The organism is Acetobacter sp., from assembly GCF_022483985.1.
Classification (GTDB): Bacteria; Pseudomonadota; Alphaproteobacteria; order Acetobacterales; family Acetobacteraceae; genus Acetobacter.
The window spans coordinates 648,042-662,849 of record NZ_JAKVME010000001.1 but is presented as its reverse complement, the minus strand read 5'-3'; the positions used below and the strand labels follow the sequence as shown (position 1 = coordinate 662,849).

Here is a 14,808-nt window from a genome sequence, read left to right as displayed (position 1 = left end):
ACTTATTCCTCAAAAATACTTGCCCAAACATGATCAAGTTGATAGTAGATCAGAGTTTTATAAAAACTTGGGCGAGACCTAGAAACAGAGTAATGTCCATTTATTTTTCCGTTAAAATCTTCACCATCTATATGAAAAGATATGATATCATTCAATGTAACAATATCACCTTCTATTCCAGACACATCCGTCACTTGCACGATTCTTCTTATACCATCACGCTGCCTCTCTATTTGCACTATAATGTCAACTGCTCCAACTATTTGTGTTTTTATTGAAGACGTAGGCAATCCAAAATTACCCATTTGAACCATATTTTCTATTCTAGTTATTGCATCTCTTGTTGTATTAGCATGAATTGTAGACATACTTCCATCATGTCCCGTATTCATAGCCTGCAACATATCAAATGCTTCAGGCCCACGGACTTCACCGATGATAATCCTATCAGGCCTCATACGTAATGCGTTTCGAACCAAATCCCGCTGAGTAATTTCACCAGTTCCCTCAATAGATGGCGGACGTGTTTCCAGACGAACAACATGAGGTTGTTGGAACTGCAATTCCGCAGCATCTTCGACTGTAATTACTCTCTCACTAGGATCTATTAAACGTGACATGGCATTCATCAATGTTGTTTTCCCCGACCCTGTTCCTCCGGAAACAATAACATTCAAACGTATACGAGAAGCAATTTCTAATATTTTTGCGAGTTGAATAGAACAACTTCCATTTTCAACCAATTTTTTAAAATCTATTTTTTTTCTGGAAAATTTGCGTATTGATAAATAAGGACCATCAAGCGCAAGTGGAGGAAATACTATGTTTACACGTGACCCATCCTCTAAACGAGCATCTACAGTTGGACTTGACTCATCGATCCGCCTTCCAACAGCAGAAGCAATTCTTTGACTTACAGCCATTAAATGGCGTCTGTCACGAAATTTCGTTCCACTTTCAACCAGCTTTCCTGATTTCTCAACAAATATCTTAAATGGTCCATTCACCATAATATCTGTAATACTATCATCATCCAAAAGCGGCTGAATAGGTCCAAGACCATTTATATCATTTACAAGTTCATTAGCTAAAATTTTTTGTTCACGAGCATTAAGCTGAATTCTTTTTTCTGTAGCTGTCTCATCGACTACACGCTCAATTTCAGGAATAAGTCTCTCAGGAGGGAGTTTAGAAACAGCTACCGGGTCCAATCTCTCCAGACATAATCCATGTAATTCTGCCCACTGAACAATGGTCTCTCTATGTTGAACACTGAAAATATCCTCATTCTCTTCAGAGAAAACCGAAGTTTGAGGCAATATTTTTCCAAATCTAGGAGTTAAGCTCATGAGTTAAACCTTAAAAACATACTCTCTATACCACTCCTTATTTTTCCAACTTTACTTTTTTTCTTTTCCATTGCTACTGAGGCAGCTTCCTGAACAAGAATAGAGATAGCAGAACTAAATGAATTTTTCGAACGAGCCGCTGGATATCCTGATATTTCACATTCATTAATAACTCTAGGAAGGAATGGTATAACCACATCTGGTGCACGACCAAGTCCATCAGTCACTTCCTTAAGAGAAAGGGTTCCTGGCTCACCTAATTTGTTTAATACAACTAAAGGCCTTGCACCATATCGGCCATTTTTTTGATACGCTATATATCGCAGCACATCTCTCAACGAAGTAAGCGATGGATCAATCACTATTATTTTTTGCTCACATAAATCCATCATACTTCTAGAAATTTCACCAAACCCTCTAGGTATATCTATTGATATATAATTATACTTTTTCTTAACCACATCGATAAGATGACTTGGTCCGGCTTTTGATATGGAAATAATTTCTGATATATCAGCTTGACTACTTAGAATATCGCACCTTTCTCCTATTTTTTGCGCGCTTCTTTCAATAAATAATTCATCGACACGTTGAGGTGTTTCAAATGCTGTTCGAAGACCACTATCTGTCTTTGTTCCCATAAGTATAGATAATGATCCTGTATACAAATCACCATCTATAACAAGACTATGACGTCGCGCGACCTCACCTAGATACCATGAAAAGTTTGCTGCAATAGTTGTCGTCCCCACCCCCCCTCTCGCTCCAACAAAACCTAATACTCTACCTCCGCGAGTGGCCTCAGGCGTATATTCATCTTCATTGAGAAATGGCCCAAAAAATCTTGAAACCATTGATCTATTAAGAGGTTTATATAAATATTCTGCAACACCCAAACCTCTTGTTAGCTGTCGATAAAAATTTGCATCCTGCCTATCGCCAATAACTAGAACTTTGACATTCGGTTCAAGTATGTTGGAAAGCTCAACCAACGCAGTAATGGGCTGCTCCTCTCCTGAAACATCAATAATTAATATATCTGGAGACAGTCCTCGACTAAGCTTTACCGCGGCAAGAGAACAAGACAGACATGATAGCGAAAATTTTCCTGGATGAAATTCATCCAAAACTTCTCTTATTACATTTTCACTAGCGACATCAGAAACAAAACCTTGAATCGTAAACTCTGACGAATTTTTCTTTGCAGCCGCTTCAAATGAGTGTCCATGATCAATCGACTTAAACTGGCTCATTATCCACCTGACTGACTATTAGCAACGTCATTAAGCTTGATTTTTTCAAGACTTTTTATTTTCCCATCCCGAAGTCTCTTGACTGCTTCCACAGCCAGAGATCCATCATAATCTGCAACACCTCTTCCAACAGAAAGATCGTTTGTGTTTTCAACCTGCAATAAAAGATTTTTTCTATTTGAATTTTGTGCGTTCCATGCTGACGCCTGATAGAGCGGATCTATCTGAGCACAACCATTTAGGATAAAAACTACAGTTGCAGAAAAAAAATAAATTCTGATAAATTTTTTCATTTATTCCACCATAAATCCTATATCAGAAGGAGCTTTTTCCTCTTTTTTGTATTTTCTATTATTTTTTCTATCTCCGTCCCCCTGACTCATCTGAAAAACCCTTTGATAATCGTCGGGAGCTGTCCAACGGTCATCTGGCTTTGATAATAGCTCCGGGTTAGATACAGGCTTTACGATATAAGGAGTAACAATAATAACCAATTCACTTTGATTATGCTGAAAACTGTTCGACTTAAATAACGCTCCCAGTATAGGAATATCCCCGAGACCAGGCAATCCAAGTCCCTGAGTTGTTGTATTATCCTGAAAAAGACCAGCGATAGCAAAACTTTGACCGCTACCCAACTCTACGGTTGTATCGGCTCTACTTACAGTTATTGCTGGAATACTTATACTTGAGTTTCCCTCACCAAAAGAAACCGCACCGTTGCTAGAAAGCTGACTAACTTCTGGTCTTACATGAAGATTTATTCGTCCACCGGATAGAACTGTCGGCACAAACGACAAGGAAATACCATACTGCTTGAATTGAACTGATATGGTATTATTGTATGATGAAATAGGAATTGGATATTCACCACCAACAAGAAAACTCGCTGGCTCACCACTGGTCGTCGTCAGATTAGGTTCCGCCAGCATGTGAATCAATTGATCCTGCGCAAGTGCGTCAATAACTGTTTCTAAAGTCGTTTGCCGTCCACCGATCTTGAATCGCGATAGAAAAGAAAAACTACTTTGGCTTGACGCCAGAGCGGCCAGTGGATTCTTTGTTGCAACGCCAATGACAGCACTCGTACCTAAGGCATTCACATTCTGCCACTCAACGCCAATTTCTCTTACAAGCTGCCTAGACATTTCAACTATCTGGACTTGCAGATTGACCTGAGTAGATTCCTTTAAGCGTACACGATCATAAACTTCAGACTTACCGGCCTGATCTTTAGCTATTTCCCAAGCACGTTGAGCATTTTCCGGATTTGGAGCATTCCCGGTAAAATCAATCCCATTCTGACCCGCATGGGCGTCGTAGTTTATTCCTGCTGATCGAGACGCATCTTCTCTCGCTTGATGTGCAGCATATTGAGATGGATTCACAATCACATCATACTGCGCCACTGGTTGACCTTCATTGCTAACAGCAGAGATTGTGGTTCGTCCTACGCCAGTCCCGAATACGAAGAGTGTCTTTGAACTGGCCGGCCTTACTTCAGCAACCTTGGGGTCTGCGGCAAATGCACCTGTAACACTTGCATCCAGCTCAATAAGCCTTCCTTTACCTACTTCAAGCGTAACAATCGAAGATATTTTCGCCTGAGCAACAGAACTCATGCCATCTATGAGATTGCAAGAAAAAAAATACAAAAATATAAAAACAAACTTAAAGAAATTAATGCGCATTATCTTTAACTTCCGTCAATCCATTAAAAACGTGTAGAGAATTTTGAGTTTCTTCAACCTTATTTTCTTTGGATTTTTTTTCTTTAACTCTGGATTCAAAAATATCATCGTCCCAGGTAGCCCCAGCAGAAGAGACATCTTCCGCTGATTTTGTCATAGATCTTAACGTCAATGTCAGGTGCCCAAGCTTCTGGGCTAGTGCTAATTTCTGAGCATCTTCAGCACTCACTTCCAACACGACCGTACGAGCGCTCTGAGTTTCTGCAGCTATAGGCCCCTTCCCTCGCACAAGATGCTGGTCCACAGCGACAACATGAACATTCTGCAAAAGCGTTTTAACAGACGACGTTTCTAAGCCTTCACTATCCTCACCATGCGTCTCCGTTGGCATGAGAAGCACATCCACATAATCACCCGGCCATATCAAACTGCCAACGGCGCTCGCGGGATCAACCGGCATGGCAACGCCTCTTTTACCTGGACTCAGAAGCGCCGCCAGGAAACCCCCATCTCCTGCATGCACAACATCTTCACCTCTGACAGGTGCATTTTTCGGGATTGACACACGCAGCAGGCTGCCGACCACATTCTGACGGGCAGCAGATGAATCCATCACAGTTCCCGGCAGCACAAAGGCCTTTGGAATACTGGCACCAGTGATATCGGTAGGATGAAGAACTTCGCCAGCATAAAGTTGCTTGCTGGCAACAAGCACAGCAACCATCGGTTCAGGCTTCGTAACCTGAACGATTTTTGGAGCCGGTTGCTGCTTTGTTGCCAACCTGAACATCAGGACGAAGCAGACAATCGTTAGAACAGCAACGGAAAAATACAATATATAACGGTAAAGTTTCATTGCATGCCTTGATCTCTGAATGTTTCAACAAGAACACCCATTGCTATAGCCACACCATAAGGAACTGAAACGGGTGACTTTACACGTAAGGCAGAAACTCCGGACAAGGATACTGAGTATTTCTGGTCCCATTTACCAAGACGTGACACAGCAAGACAGCACAAAGCCACAAATATGCCAGCAACTGAAATAGATAAAAACATGGAAACCAAACGGCAAAGAGGCACCAACGGAATAACAGCCAGAATAAATTTGACGTCCCCCCCTCCAAATATCCGCAAAATCCACAGCGTATAAAGGAAAGGAAAAATCAGTATAACTGCAACCATTTCTTCGGTAAGGTCACCCCGTCCATGAGCCACCAAAATCGCCAGAAAAAAAATACAGAAAGACGCTGAATTATATATTCTGCGCGAATAAATATCCGTGCCAGCCGAAAAAATAAGCAGAAAAGATGCTGCACCCAGCGCAATGTATTGCAGCATCTTTCAAACCTGCCGTCAGGTAATATTAGGTACCCGATGATGTCGGCGCGCTACCCAGCGTCGTGGAGATCGTGCTGAACAGAGTCTGCAGGGAAGTACCAACAAGCTTCATCGCACCAAATGATGCAACCGCAATCAGCCCGGCAATGAGAGCGTACTCGATAGCCGTCACACCCTCGCGGTCGCTAAAGAGCGCGCGAATACGTTCAACCGCTTTGCTCTCAGCAATTTTCTGAACAATAAAGTAGTCCATGCGTCCTGATCCTGTCGTCACAGTAAGTTATCTGTTGCGCCCTATGGAGCGGTCATGATCTTTCGCACTCGCGGGCTTGCTTGAGGTTTGACGCAAAACATTTAATCAATAGTTAACGACATCAGGTGGAAGCCCTTTTTTCCACCTAATCAGAATAAAATTTACCAAGGAATCGCTGCTGACGACAAACCATCAAAACCAGCTCCGAATACCAAATATAAAATTCGTTCCCGAGCCGACTGCGTCAGAATTGTCTCGAAAACCTACGTTGTCATGAAACATTTTCGAGTAGGTAATTCCAACGTAAGGCGCGATTTTTCGATGCCATTCATATCGCAATCTCAGCCCGGCATCGATATCCGACAGTCCCCGACCTACACCACGGGCGCCATCAGAATTTGAATAAAAATTAAGTTCTGTCTGTGGCTGAAGAATCAACCGGTTGGTAATAAAGATATCGTAGGAACCGGTAAGACGCCCAGCGACTCCTCTGTCACTGAAATAGAACGTCGCCTCGGCGTCAAAGAAGTAAAGAGCCAGCCCCTGAAGGCCTATTGCGCCCCATGCACGTGTGGGGCCATGGTCGATGTCCAACCTTACACCCGACTGAAGGTCGAAATAGCGTGAGATGGAGCGATCATAAAGGACTTCATGATCCCCATCCCCGAAGCTTCCGTTGGTCCCAACAGTTCCTTCTGATTTCAACCATAGCTTGTTGTAGTCCGAACCGAACCACGCTTGCCCGTCATAGCGGAACTGTCCGCCACTCCCACTGTACCGTGCCTCGAACTGATCCAGGAGCGCATGGACATAAATACGCTGGTCCATGACGGGCATGATCCCGTTAACATAAGGAACGGCCGTTGCTTTATTCATGGGCTCGGCTTTCGAGGATGGGCCGTGTACCGCCGCCATCAACAGAGCGGCCAAGATCAGACGGCGCCTCATGATACGACCACTGTCCGGAACATGCCGGTATCCATGTGATAGAGCAGATGGCAATGGTAGGCCCACAATCCGGGCGTATCCGCCGACACAAGATAGCTTAACCGTTCTCCCGGCTTGACGTTCACCGTATGCTTGTAGGGCTGAAACGCCCCCTGCCCGTTCTCCAGTTCACTCCACAAACCGTGTAGATGGATAGGATGCTCCATCATGGTGTCATTGATCAGAACAAACCTGACACGCTCACCAAGCATCAGCCGGATGGGTTCTGCTTCCGAAAATTTCTTGCCGTTAAAGCCCCATATGAAACGCTCCATGTTGCCCGTCAGATGCAGCACGATCTCCCGCGAAGGCTCACGTGGGTCTGTCCACGGCTTCAGGGCGCGTAAGTCCGTGTAACGCAGGCATCGGCGTCCATTGCCATCCAGCCCGTCTCCCGCTTCTCCAAGACGGTTTTGTGGCTGTGGGGCAAGACTTTGTACCTCCACACCTGTTTTCAACTTTGCTGGCTGGGTCTCCGGCATGGCCGCAGGACTGCCGGAGACAGCGCGCTGTTCTTTGATACTGGACGAACTTCCTTCATGCGGCATTGAATGATGCATGGACATCCCGGGCATATCCATGTTCCCCATGTCCATTCCAGCCATGTTGCTCATATCCATATCGTGCATTGCTGCGTGATGATGGACTGTCTTGTCTTGCTCGACTGACTGGCTGTCGGGCGTAGTCTTCTCATGAGACGGCATATCCATACCGGCCATCGGGTCGCTTTTAGGCTCCCCAGTCATGGACATGTTTTTCATGCTGCCCATACCCATATCCGCCATCGTCCTGAGTGGACGCGGGTCCATGGGCGGGATCGGTCCGAGAAGACCGTCATGTGTCGCAAGTGTTCCACGTGCATAGCCTGTACGATCTTCCGACTGCACGAAGATCGTGTAAGGCTCGTCGGTCGTCGGCTGCACGATCACATCGTATGTTTCTGCCGGCGCGATACGGAATTCATCGACGGGCACCGGTTCCACGTCGTTACCGTCCGACGCGACCACCTGCATCGTCAGTCCCGGAATACGCACATCGAACAGCGTCATGGAAGCCGCATTGATGAAGCGGAGACGGATGCGTTCGCCCGGACGGAACAGTCCTACCCACCCTTTCGCTGGCGACCGGCCATTCATGAGATAGGTGTAGATGATCCCGGACACGTCAGAAATATCCGTGGGAGCCATGTTCATGCCGCCCCACGCGAGCCGGTCCCGGACACTCGCCATCAGACCGTCTTTGCGGATATCATGCAGAAAGGTGCCGACCGTGCGCTGGCGGAAATTGTAATAGTCGCCATCGAATTTCAGGTTGGAGACAATGTCCATCGGGTCGGCGTTAGTCCAGTCGGACAGCAGTACGACATAATCCCGATCCGCCGTGTAAGCAGGCTTGTCGGCTGGATCAATCACCAGTGCGCCGTAAAGCCCCGCCTGTTCCTGTCCGCCGGAATGGCTGTGATACCAGTAGGTACCGTTCTGCCGGACCGGGAAACGGTAGGTAAACGTCTCTCCAGCAGGAATACCCGCGAAGCTCAGTCCCGGCACCCCATCCATATCGGCCGGAAGACGGATACCGTGCCAATGGATCGACGTGTCTTCATGAAGATGGTTTCTGACCTGAAGCTCGACAGTATCGCCTTCCCGCCAGCGTAAGGTAGGAGCCGGTAATGAGCCGTTGATGCCCACACCTTTGGCATGCTGTTTCCCCACGCGAACAGGAATTTTTTCGACATTGAGGAGAAAGGATGATGCCGCCTCAGGCAATTCAGCCGAAACCATGCTTTCAATCGTGGCCTTGCGAGCCAGAGCTGGGAATACCGCCGCGCCGCAGCTCAAAGCCGCAGCACCGGTAACGAAACGACGACGCACGATGGACGTCCGTTTCGGGAAAACAGACTCAACCATGTCTGAAAGACCCTGAAAAAGACCACAAAGGGAGGACGGCCGGAGGCGCAATCCTTCAGGCAGATCACCGCCTCAGGCGGTTTTCAGGACAGGATTCTGGGAGGTGGCAGTGCTGGTATGGCAGCTTCACCCGGTGGCAGGCCTAAGGCGAAGAGGTGATAATCAGTTTTAATGAAAAGCCGTTTTTCATGAATGGCAGACACCCAGAAGTCTGCCGACAGCGAGAATTGAATACATCCTCCGACCATGCAGCAGTCAGGTCCATGCGCGTGATGGGAGTTACTGCAATGCTGTGAATGTATCATCCCGGATGGAGCGTGGTAGTGGTCCGCACATTCAGACGAAACGGAAGTGTCGCTTTGCGCCGCTCTTCCCTTCGCCATACCGTTGGCATTCATATGCACAGACGATGCGCGATCATGTGCGTGCAACATGGTCGCCTGAGCAGGGGTCAGCGCAGCCAGAAACAGCGTAATCTGCAACAGCAGAATCACGCCCCATCTTCCGGCTTTCATCTTACTCACCCAACGCACCAGTGTCTGCCTTATGCGAAGACCTAGAATTGTCTGCCAGAGAAACCTATCGGGTGCGGTGAGGCAGATCAAGCCGAAGCGAAACAATCTCTCCCATGGACAGAAGAGATGAGATGGTCTGGACTTTGTCCATCTGCGCCAGATGGCATTTGGCCTACGCTGGGGATCCGACATCCATCGTTGCCGACAGCTTGTCATCCGCGTTGTGACGGCTCTGAATGTGGCACGCCTGATTCAACTGTTTCTGCTATGATAATGGAACAAGTCGTTGCAGGGTCAATTCCCGGAAACGCCGCATCGGCTTCATGTCGCCTTCAGCCCTGACTCGGACAACCGCTCCTTCGTAAGCATCAATGATGGCACCGGCCAGATCTGTGGTATTGACCTCAGCCTCCAGTTCTCCGACTGTCTTTGCTTCTTCAAGCAGTATAGTCAGTTGCTCCTGCCAGTTGGCGAACGCCACTTTCACACGGTTTCTCAAAACTTCATTATGAGGGGTACTGGTCTGAGACAAAACGCCGTAGAGGCACCCTGCCACCTCCTGTGCCTGTTTAATTTCGGTTTCAAGCTCTTCGAAGTAGCGCCAAAGCTGATTTAATGGCGAAATATCACAGGCAAAGATGCGCAGCCTCAGTTCCTCATATCGAAATGAATAGGCATCGATCACTTCTAGAGCGTAGGCCTCCTTACTGGGGAAAAAGTTGTAAAACGATCCTTTGGTAACCCCGGCGTTTCTGAGGATCGGCTGAATGCCTATGCCATCAAAGCCGTTCATCAGAAAAGCTTTCAGCCCTTCCTCGATAAGAATTTCCCGAGTGTTCTTTTTTTTCATTGGACAAAATTAGACTGATCGTTCTAATGCGTCAATTCTAAACAGACCGGTCGGTATGTTTAGGAATCCAAGACTATTGGAGGTGTGATGCAACGACAGAGGCAATACGGCCTGCTCCTTGTAACGGTCGCGATGTTGTTCTGGAGTCTAGCCGGTCTGTTTGTGCGTCTTATCAATGTGTCAGTCGGTGATTTGATTCTGTGGCGTTCCCTTTTTGCCGGGTGCGCCCTTCTGGTCATCGCTGTTCTATGGCCTGCGAAAAACACCGTTTTTGGGTGGGCAGGGCTTGGCGCTTCCCTTCTCGCAGCTGTGTCGATGGCCGCCTATGCCGTCTCCCTGACACTGACCAGTGTGGCGAACGTGATGATACTCTACGCGACGTTGCCTTTCTTTACGACCGCGATCGGCTGGGCCTTCATCGGCGAACGCAGCCCGCGCAGGGCGCTTATCGCCAGCGCGGTCTCGCTCATCGGCGTAGGAATTGTTGCTGCACAGGGTATGAAGATTTCAGATATGTCCGGAAATATTCTGGCCCTTTTCATGACCGTCACCTTTGCGGGATTGATGATATTAGCGCGCGCCATTCCGCAGCTTAATCTCGCCCTTATCAATGCTGTGGCCGCATTCCTCTGTTCACTGGCTGCCCTTCCCTTCTCCTCGGGGTCCATCCCTGGACTTCACGATCTCGCTTTCCTTTTCGCTCTCGGAATTTTGACGACCGCCCTTTCCTTCCTGCTGTTTCTGATGGGAAGCCGTTTCATCAGTTCAACTGAAGCAGCGCTGGTGGAATTGCTGGACGTCGTGCTCGGGCCGTTGTGGGTCTGGCTGGTGCTCTCCGAAGATCCGGGCATAGGAGCGCTCATCGGCGGCGGGATCGTGCTTGCCGCCGTATTATGGAATCTGGCTCCCTCTCTGCGTTACAAACCTGCGAGAATATCAGAGGCAACCGCTCAATCTTCATCTGACGAACTGACTGATTCTCTATGCCGCCAACCGCCGGTGCATGTGGCACCCCAAGGACTCAACTGAGGGGAGGCTCCACGAACGCATGAGAGCGTATTCTGCCAGACGTCCTGTCTCTGACGCCTGACAGACAGTTTTTTCTGAACCGGGCAATACGCCCGAACAGAGTCTTCACACATAGATAGTCTGGACGGACTATCTATGTGCACCAGCGCCCACAGCGAAGACGACGTCATGCAGCCGCTCGAACGCATCCTGAAGCGTATCATGCGCCCGGTGCCCCTTGCTGCCGACAACCGTCACGGTTGCCGTCATACCGGCGGAAACGGTCACATCGTCAGGAACACGATCAATCTGCACACGAACCGGGATACGCTGGGCGAGACGCACCCATGTATAGACCGGGTCAACCGTCGGCAGTCCCTGCACGCCAGTATCCGCGTTCGCAGTCGCGATACCACGGGTGACGCTCACCACATGTCCTTCCAGCGGATTATGGAATCCCATCAGATCGACACGAACAGGATCACCAATGTTGATCGAGCCGATCCTCGTCTCCTCGAAATAGCCATCGACCCAATAGGAACTCTGATCGATCACCGTGATGTTCGACTTGCCCGCAGTGGCGAAGTCACCAACCCTCATGATCAGGTTGTTGACGGGGCCAGTCACCGTGCTGCGGATATGGGTTCGTTCCAGATTGATCTTGGCTTGAGAAAGCTGAGCTAAAGCCTGAGCATAGACAGCCCGCGCCACTTCGGCGGTCGCTTCGTAAACCTGCTTCTCTTCTGGTGACGCCGCCGCATCTGTCAGCCTGTCACGCCGGTTATGCTGAGCTGTTTTCAGGATCAGGTCCGCTTTCCGTTGATCCGCCACGGCGGTTGCATTGGCGACCTCCACCTGAAAATCGAACGGATCGATATCGTACAACACGTCTCCCACATGCACGATCTGGTTGTCATGGACATGAAGGGCGATGATCGGTCCGGAGACACGCGGCGCGATATTGACGGTCTGTACACGGACTTGTCCGTTTCGTGTCCACGGGGCGGATGTATAATAATCCCACAGCACGAAGGCTGTGATCGCTGCGATAACAAGAATGACAGCAGTGGTAGTGTACTGGAGAACTCTTCTCGCTTTTTCAAACACGCCCCAACCCTCTGCTCAGTGTGTTCCAGATGGACAGCATCGTGCCTTGCAGTCGTTTCATTGCCCCTCAAGGCTCCTTTTTCCGCCCGACAATGTGCCGGATCAGCGTTCCGTTCAGAGCAGGATCGTGTAGATCCCGGTGAAGATGATCAGCATGCCGAATTCGGCCAGCGGCACATTCCACATGAACCGGTCGAGACGTGTTCTGGTCAGGATCGGCTTGAGAATCACCATGGTCAGAAGGCCGAGGCCGACATGCACGAGAAATGATGAAACCAGCAGTCCGCCGATATTGATGACGGACTGAAGCGGTGCGTTCATAGGGCTCTCCAGCGCATCGACGGGACAGGGCTGATGTCATAAAGCCTGAGGGCGGAACGGTTCTGTTCCAGAATACGGATCGCACCCGCCATGCCGGAAACGGCTCCCAGAACCGTCGCCATCTCGCCGTGCGGTAGGTTCTCAGACAGCAGCAGCAGCCGCTCCGCGTGAAGCGTCATACGGATGATGGCGGACTCCACATTGTAGACAATCGAGGACCGTAGCGCCGCCTCGGCCTCCGCCCGCACGACCGGAATGGTCGCCGCACGCTGGAGATGACGACGCGCACGGGCCAACGCCGCTCCAAGATCGTCAAGACTGGCGAAACGGGCGAAAACCCGGTCTCGCGCCTTGGAAGGCCGAAGATAGCTGTTCCACATCCTGAGCTTGGTCAGACGGTCGTAGTGGCGACTGATCAGGGCCGAGCCAGCCTGCTCGCCATGACCTTCAAACTGTCGGTGAAGATCATGCCCGATGGCCATCGCCACGCGAAAACGACGGGTTTTCGCCTTGGGCGGGAGCAGAAGCGTCAGGGTGATGAAGATCAGCACGCCCGCGAACAGATACTGCTCGTCACGGTTGATAAACTGGGCGAGATCATAGCTCTGCTCGTTGGCGACGCCGAGAATGACGAAAAAGAACACCCCCGCATTGAAGCCGATCGCGGACGTTTTCGGATTGAGCAGAAGGAGACAGCCACCAAAGATGACAGGCATCACCATCAGCGCAAAAAACGTCATGTCCGAACCATGCGGCAGGATGCCGAAATTCAGGATGGCCGCGGTGACGATGGCGAGAGGCATACCGATCAGGGCCCCCATGCCGAAGGCACGGACATCGTAGGTCGTGGCCGCCAGTGTCAGGACAATCGCCGTCTGGGAGAGCGCGGCATAACTCTGAGGCAGCCCGGTAAGGATACAAAGCCAGGCCGCGAGAGAAAAACCGATCAGCACGCGAAGACCGTTCAGAAGCGCCAGAATGACATCCTGATGCGTCACAATTTTCAGTTCAGGCGCCTGTGTGCGGGCATGTCCGCCTTTGTGAACGCACTCGACACCGTCTTCCGCCCATCGCCAGTAGGACAGAAGGGACATGACCCGCTCAACGAACCAGGCCTCGTCCAGAGTCAGCCGGGTTTCATTACCCGCCGCGTCAAGATGGGTTTCGCGTGCGAGCTGCTCCAGATCCTCCACGGCGATCCGGGGCGAGGAGACCGCATCGCCCGTGCCGAACGCGGATCGGACGCGCTTGAGAACATCGTCGGAGACCAGACCCCGCTCAAGCACCATGGCAATGGCGCGGCTACAGTTGAGCATTTCCAGCAGGGCCACCATCGCCGAGCGTGCGCCGATCATACGGACACGTCCATCGGCGATCTCCGTGCGGGCAAAGGAGACCTGAGAGGTCAGCGCCATGATCTGGCCCGCGATACCAGCCGTCGCTGCGGCATCCGGCACAGAACGTCCCGCGACGGAATCCCGCGCAATCCGCGCCACCATGGACGCCAGCGTATCAAGCGCGTGAGTCAGCTTGCCCCAGGCCGTCGGCGAACCGAAGACATCGTTGACGGCGGCTGTCGCGGCGATCCCGATGACGATGGCCGACACCCGGTTGACGGTGACATCGTAAGCGGTTTCCGGTGCGTCGATACAGCCGATGGCGATCAGGGCCACGGTGTAGCCTGCCAGCATGGCCGCATACGCACGGAAATCCCGCTCAAGCGTTCCCATGATGCAGCAGAGCGTGAGCCACAGCGCCACACCACCAAGAAGAAGGGAGCGATCCTGACTGAAGCAGGATGTGAGCGCCAGCGCGACAAATGCGCCGACAAAGGTGCCTGCGAGCCTGTACAGGGCCTTCGAGAGCATCTGACCGCGAAGGGGCTGGGCCAGAATCATGACGGTCACGGCTGACGATCCCGGCGAGGAGATCTGCAACCAGAAGGACACGGCCAGAGCGAGCCAGACCGCCAGCCACGTTCTTACGCAGAACATGAACCAGCCCGCGGGAAAGTAATCTTTGCCGGGTGTAGGCATCCACACCAGTCGTCGCAGCGACCACCAGTGCGTGGCAGATGTCTGACCGCGCACGTCCACCCTACTCTCCACCCTCACTACTCAGTTGACGGAAAACGACTATTTCTCATCAACTGCGCTGAACAGGATTACAAATAACAAAACGTGGCTGACCATGCGTCACGGTCCGACGTGATATTCACGGACAGCA

The 14,808-nt window shown here is 50.3% G+C and carries 15 protein-coding genes; 1 reads left to right on the top strand and 14 read right to left on the bottom strand.

Annotated elements, in window-relative coordinates:
* Window positions 1-2: 2 nt before the first annotated feature.
* The 11 genes from LKE90_RS02880 to LKE90_RS02830 form a co-directional block, all read right to left on the bottom strand.
* On the bottom strand, window positions 3-1,349 hold the full coding sequence (locus LKE90_RS02880) for a CpaF family protein (RefSeq protein WP_291490775.1): 1,347 nt from the start codon (window positions 1,347-1,349) through the stop codon (window positions 3-5).
* On the bottom strand, window positions 1,346-2,602 hold the full coding sequence (locus LKE90_RS02875; protein WP_291490774.1) for an AAA family ATPase: 1,257 nt from the start codon (window positions 2,600-2,602) through the stop codon (window positions 1,346-1,348). The genes LKE90_RS02880 and LKE90_RS02875 overlap by 4 nt, the downstream gene beginning before the upstream one ends.
* Window positions 2,602-2,895, bottom strand: a complete 294-nt coding sequence (locus LKE90_RS02870) for a hypothetical protein (RefSeq protein WP_291490773.1) — start codon at window positions 2,893-2,895, stop codon at window positions 2,602-2,604. Before LKE90_RS02870 ends, LKE90_RS02875 begins: the two co-directional genes overlap by 1 nt.
* A complete protein-coding gene (locus LKE90_RS02865; protein WP_291490772.1) occupies window positions 2,896-4,293 on the bottom strand; it encodes a type II and III secretion system protein family protein in 1,398 nt (465 codons plus the stop codon).
* The gene (gene cpaB / locus LKE90_RS02860; RefSeq protein WP_291490771.1) at window positions 4,283-5,149 is read right to left on the bottom strand and encodes a Flp pilus assembly protein CpaB; all 867 of its coding nucleotides are present in this window, start codon (window positions 5,147-5,149) and stop codon (window positions 4,283-4,285) included. The genes LKE90_RS02865 and cpaB overlap by 11 nt, the downstream gene beginning before the upstream one ends.
* Window positions 5,146-5,634 (bottom strand): A24 family peptidase, encoded by a 489-nt coding sequence (locus LKE90_RS02855; protein WP_291490769.1) that lies wholly within the window; start codon window positions 5,632-5,634, stop codon window positions 5,146-5,148. Before LKE90_RS02855 ends, cpaB begins: the two co-directional genes overlap by 4 nt.
* A 25-nt stretch (window positions 5,635-5,659) precedes the next feature.
* Entirely contained in the window at window positions 5,660-5,887 is a 228-nt protein-coding gene (locus LKE90_RS02850; RefSeq protein ID WP_291490768.1) for a Flp family type IVb pilin, read from the bottom strand.
* 192 nt (window positions 5,888-6,079) lie between these two features.
* Entirely contained in the window at window positions 6,080-6,802 is a 723-nt protein-coding gene (locus LKE90_RS02845; protein WP_366509518.1) for a copper resistance protein B, read from the bottom strand.
* 29 nt (window positions 6,803-6,831) lie between these two features.
* Entirely contained in the window at window positions 6,832-8,781 is a 1,950-nt protein-coding gene (locus LKE90_RS02840) for a copper resistance system multicopper oxidase (RefSeq protein WP_291490766.1), read from the bottom strand.
* 83 nt (window positions 8,782-8,864) lie between these two features.
* Entirely contained in the window at window positions 8,865-9,275 is a 411-nt protein-coding gene (locus LKE90_RS02835; protein ID WP_291490765.1) for a hypothetical protein, read from the bottom strand.
* 286 nt (window positions 9,276-9,561) lie between these two features.
* Window positions 9,562-10,146: a TetR/AcrR family transcriptional regulator gene (locus tag LKE90_RS02830; protein ID WP_291490764.1), complete on the bottom strand. Its 585-nt coding sequence runs from the start codon at window positions 10,144-10,146 to the stop codon at window positions 9,562-9,564.
* Between the two features lie 87 nt (window positions 10,147-10,233).
* On the opposite strand from LKE90_RS02830, the gene LKE90_RS02825 reads away from it, so the two are divergent.
* A complete protein-coding gene (locus LKE90_RS02825; protein WP_291490763.1) occupies window positions 10,234-11,175 on the top strand; it encodes a DMT family transporter in 942 nt (313 codons plus the stop codon).
* A gap of 129 nt (window positions 11,176-11,304) precedes the next feature.
* Here the strand turns inward: LKE90_RS02825 and LKE90_RS02820 are convergent, their stop codons facing one another.
* The 3 genes from LKE90_RS02820 to LKE90_RS02810 all read right to left on the bottom strand — a co-directional run bounded on the left by LKE90_RS02820 (window position 11,305) and on the right by LKE90_RS02810 (window position 14,576).
* Window positions 11,305-12,261, bottom strand: a complete 957-nt coding sequence (locus tag LKE90_RS02820) for an efflux RND transporter periplasmic adaptor subunit (RefSeq protein ID WP_291490762.1) — start codon at window positions 12,259-12,261, stop codon at window positions 11,305-11,307.
* A gap of 114 nt (window positions 12,262-12,375) precedes the next feature.
* Entirely contained in the window at window positions 12,376-12,582 is a 207-nt protein-coding gene (locus LKE90_RS02815) for a DUF1656 domain-containing protein (RefSeq protein ID WP_077812529.1), read from the bottom strand.
* Window positions 12,579-14,576, bottom strand: coding sequence for an FUSC family protein (locus LKE90_RS02810; protein WP_407066028.1), 1,998 nt, complete (start codon window positions 14,574-14,576; stop codon window positions 12,579-12,581). Before LKE90_RS02810 ends, LKE90_RS02815 begins: the two co-directional genes overlap by 4 nt.
* Between the last annotated feature and the right edge of the window lie 232 nt (window positions 14,577-14,808).

Bases quoted from the DNA above. Each gene is read 5' to 3' on its own strand.
- LKE90_RS02840 (WP_291490766.1), bottom strand. From the start codon at position 8,781: ATGGTTGAGTCTGTTTTCCCGAAACGGACGTCCATCGTGCGTCGTCGT.
- cpaB (WP_291490771.1), bottom strand. From the start codon at position 5,149: ATGAAACTTTACCGTTATATATTGTATTTTTCCGTTGCTGTTCTAACG.
- LKE90_RS02880 (WP_291490775.1), bottom strand. From the start codon at position 1,349: ATGAGCTTAACTCCTAGATTTGGAAAAATATTGCCTCAAACTTCGGTT.
- LKE90_RS02825 (WP_291490763.1), top strand. From the start codon at position 10,234: ATGCAACGACAGAGGCAATACGGCCTGCTCCTTGTAACGGTCGCGATG.
- LKE90_RS02845 (WP_366509518.1), bottom strand. From the start codon at position 6,802: ATGGCGGCGGTACACGGCCCATCCTCGAAAGCCGAGCCCATGAATAAA.
- LKE90_RS02870 (WP_291490773.1), bottom strand. From the start codon at position 2,895: ATGAAAAAATTTATCAGAATTTATTTTTTTTCTGCAACTGTAGTTTTT.
- LKE90_RS02850 (WP_291490768.1), bottom strand. From the start codon at position 5,887: ATGGACTACTTTATTGTTCAGAAAATTGCTGAGAGCAAAGCGGTTGAA.
- LKE90_RS02830 (WP_291490764.1), bottom strand. From the start codon at position 10,146: ATGAAAAAAAAGAACACTCGGGAAATTCTTATCGAGGAAGGGCTGAAA.
- LKE90_RS02810 (WP_407066028.1), bottom strand. From the start codon at position 14,576: ATGTTCTGCGTAAGAACGTGGCTGGCGGTCTGGCTCGCTCTGGCCGTG.
- LKE90_RS02855 (WP_291490769.1), bottom strand. From the start codon at position 5,634: ATGCTGCAATACATTGCGCTGGGTGCAGCATCTTTTCTGCTTATTTTT.
- LKE90_RS02875 (WP_291490774.1), bottom strand. From the start codon at position 2,602: ATGAGCCAGTTTAAGTCGATTGATCATGGACACTCATTTGAAGCGGCT.
- LKE90_RS02865 (WP_291490772.1), bottom strand. From the start codon at position 4,293: ATGCGCATTAATTTCTTTAAGTTTGTTTTTATATTTTTGTATTTTTTT.
- LKE90_RS02815 (WP_077812529.1), bottom strand. From the start codon at position 12,582: ATGAACGCACCGCTTCAGTCCGTCATCAATATCGGCGGACTGCTGGTT.